This window comes from Methanobrevibacter sp. (genome assembly GCF_045646205.1).
Taxonomy (GTDB): domain Archaea; phylum Methanobacteriota; class Methanobacteria; order Methanobacteriales; family Methanobacteriaceae; genus Methanocatella.
Genome location: NZ_JAZRKF010000012.1, coordinates 1 through 3,175, shown reverse-complemented (window position 1 = coordinate 3,175; position 3,175 = coordinate 1). Strand labels below are relative to the sequence as shown.

General features: G+C 32.6%; 2 protein-coding genes. Both read right to left on the bottom strand.

Annotated features, from left to right (window positions below; genetic code table 11):
• Window positions 1-2,787, bottom strand: a 2,787-nt coding sequence (locus ACKI44_RS02465; protein ID WP_407421224.1) for a C1 family peptidase, incomplete at its 3' end; no start/stop codon positions are given.
• Window positions 2,788-2,848: 61 nt separating this feature from the next.
• On the bottom strand, window positions 2,849-3,175 hold a 327-nt coding region (locus ACKI44_RS02460; protein ID WP_407421222.1), incomplete at its 5' end, for a hypothetical protein.

Sequence of the window (3,175 nt, the reverse complement as noted above, 5' to 3'; positions counted from 1 at the left end):
TCCTTGACCGTCAACTAATTCTATGAGGAACTGTGATGCGTTTCTGAAGTATTTGACTAAATTGTTTGCAATCAATGTTGGCAATACGGTAATTGTATTTTCAACAGTTGTACCATTGAAGGTTGTTTTGATTGTGTAATTGCCCGGATTTAGGTTGATGTTCATTTTAGCTATGCCTTCTGCATTACTGGTTCTATTATATGTTCCACCATTAATTTCAAAGCTTACAACCTGATTTGGAGCACCGACTTTAGCTTCAAATTGGGAATCATTTTTATAGATTTTAACTAAATCTTCAGTAAAAATAGCTAAATCTTTAGTATAAACTTTTAATGATATTGTTTTATTTTCCAATGCTAAATCTTTCCATCCGTCACCTAAATCTATAAATGTCATGTTTTCCTGGTAGTGATTTCTTGACATGTCAAACATCATGACTGATGCTTTTTTCATTAGTGCTGTGAAATTATCTCCTTTGGTTATTGGGATTTCTTTTGTTAGTTTAACTGTATGGTAACCTGTAAATGGTGAAATTCCGCTTTGAGCATGCATTAACTTATCATTCACATAGATTTCAAGTGTATAGTTTTCATCCGCTTTAAAGTAGGTTCCGACTGCACTTATTGATTCCGGACCATATTCTGATTCATAAGTGTTTTTATAGGATAATATGCTTCTATTATTGGTTATTGTTTCCTGAACTCCACTTAAATCTGTCTGATAGTTTGTTGTGTAGTTTTCAGTATTTTCAATTATAAATCCTATTCCAATATTGATGCCTAAAAGTGATATGTCATAGTAGGATATGTAATTGAATCCTTTCTCTCCCTCATTAGTTCCGTGACTATTTTTTATGATGAATGCCCCATCACCTGGAGGGGTTGTTTTAAAGTTTGAAGCAGGAAAATTGTCATCCCAACCAACAAGACTTATTTCATGACTTGTTTCTTTCGTTGAATTTTGATAATATGCTGAAGTATTTTCATTATATCCAGTTTCAGGAACATCATTATTAAATGCTGCGACTACAGATCCGCATCTTAATATTGCTTTTTTAAGTGCATCATTGTCTGTTGAATTTTTACGAGGTTCTACAATAATTGCATCTACAATGTGGATTTTTTCATTATCAGCAATGATTAATGGAGATAGTCTGCCTAATTCGTCATAGGTATCATATTCACTACTCATCACTCCGAACCATGATAAAATATATTCTAATCCTTGTTCCATTATTCCTCCTTCAATTGCTCCAATTCTACCATATTTTGTGAATTGTAGCATAATATCTTGCATATTGTTTTCTGAAAGGTCATATTCGATGCCAGTAGCTTTTAGTAATGAGGATTCTAAGGCGCCGCATGTACCGAATGCCCAACATGAACCCATTATGCCCTGGTCTTTAACTGAACTGACCCATCCCCAGTCACGTGAATCATATCTTGATGGAAGGGTTTCTACATTAATTGTATTGTTAGTAAATGAAATGCTTTTGCCTATTTCATGAACATTGCTCAGATAACTGGTCTCATTTAATATTAAAATATCATTTTCAACAGTAATATTAGTTAAATTACAGTCGGTGAAAACTGCATGTATTGCTTCACCGTTATTTGCAAATGTTGTGTCTTTCACGGTTAATTGATTATCGGTTTCATAAATTCCATGTTTTGTATAACCGTTATCATATGCATAAATTCCTTGTTTTGTATTGTTTATAAATTCACTGTTTTCAATAGTGGTATTTGCAAATTCACTATAAAGTCCTCCGCCGTGAGAATCGTTGTATTGTAGTTTATTTCCATAAAATCTGACATTATTAATATTTGCATCTACTCCTGAGATGTAAGCTGCTCCTCCATCATATGATGCAGTATTATTATAGAATTCACAGTTATTTAAATCAAATGGAGCAAAACATAAAGACTTATTTAGAAGTGGAGAACTAGGAGTATATATGCCTCCGGATAATATTGATAATGCACCACCATAATCTCCAGTCGAATTAAAGAATTTGGAGTCACTAATTTCTATCATAGGAATACTTCCCTCATCTACCATTCCAAAAATGCATATTGAACCACCATTTTTTCGGGATGATGTATTTATGAATGTACAATTAGTAATGTCTGCCATTCTGCTAAGATGGGCAATTCCTATTGCACCTCCGCTTTCTTCAGCATTCAGGTTTTTGAAAATACAATCCTGAACGAAGACACAAGTGCAAAAATCAGTAAATATTGCTGGACCATAGTTGGATTTTGAATTGGTAAAAGTTGAGTTAGTAACATATGCTTCTGAAAAAAAGGAAAAAATGCCTCCTCCATATTTGGCAGTATTATTGTCAAAATAACAATTTTCTATTGTTGATTGTGCTGTAGAATATATTGATCCTCCTTCTGTAGCATTATTATTAATGAACGATACATTATTGAGGGTGATTCCATTTTTATTTGAAATAGCTCCACCATTATCAGAGTTTCCATTTATCAAGTTAAGATTTAAAATGGTAACACCAGGTCCGATAATATTAAATATTCTAGCTTGATTAGCACCATCAATAGTGTAACCATTACCATTTATAGTAAAATCACTTTTGTTTATTAAAATTCCACTTTTAAGGCCATTATCACTTGTACTGTCATATTTATAATCTTGTTGTATATCTATACTATTGTCGCTAGCATCGATTTCATTTTGAAGTGAGGTAAAGTTTCCTTCAGCTGAAACTGCACTAATTGAAATGAATAATACAATTAGTATTAAAAATATTTTTATCTTATTCAAATTTTTACCCCCATAATTACTATTATTAAAATAAAAATTTAGAGGAATAATTAAATTCCTCTTATGCAGTTATTGTAATTGTATTTGCAATTGTTGCATCGCCGTATTGGGAAGTGATGATGTATTGGCCAGGCATTAACCTGATGTTCAGTCTAGCTATTCCATTCGCATCTGTGGTTCTGTCATAAAAGACTCCATTGATGTTAAATGTTATTTTTACGCCAGACAATGCTTTTCCTTGTCCATCGACTAGTTTTGCTTCAAATTTGGATCCGTCTAAATACTTCATGTTTAAATCTTCAGCAGTTAATGTAGGCAATACTGTAATGGTATATGCCATTTGAAGACCGGTTATAGGATCAAATGCTGTTAAAATATATTCGCCAGG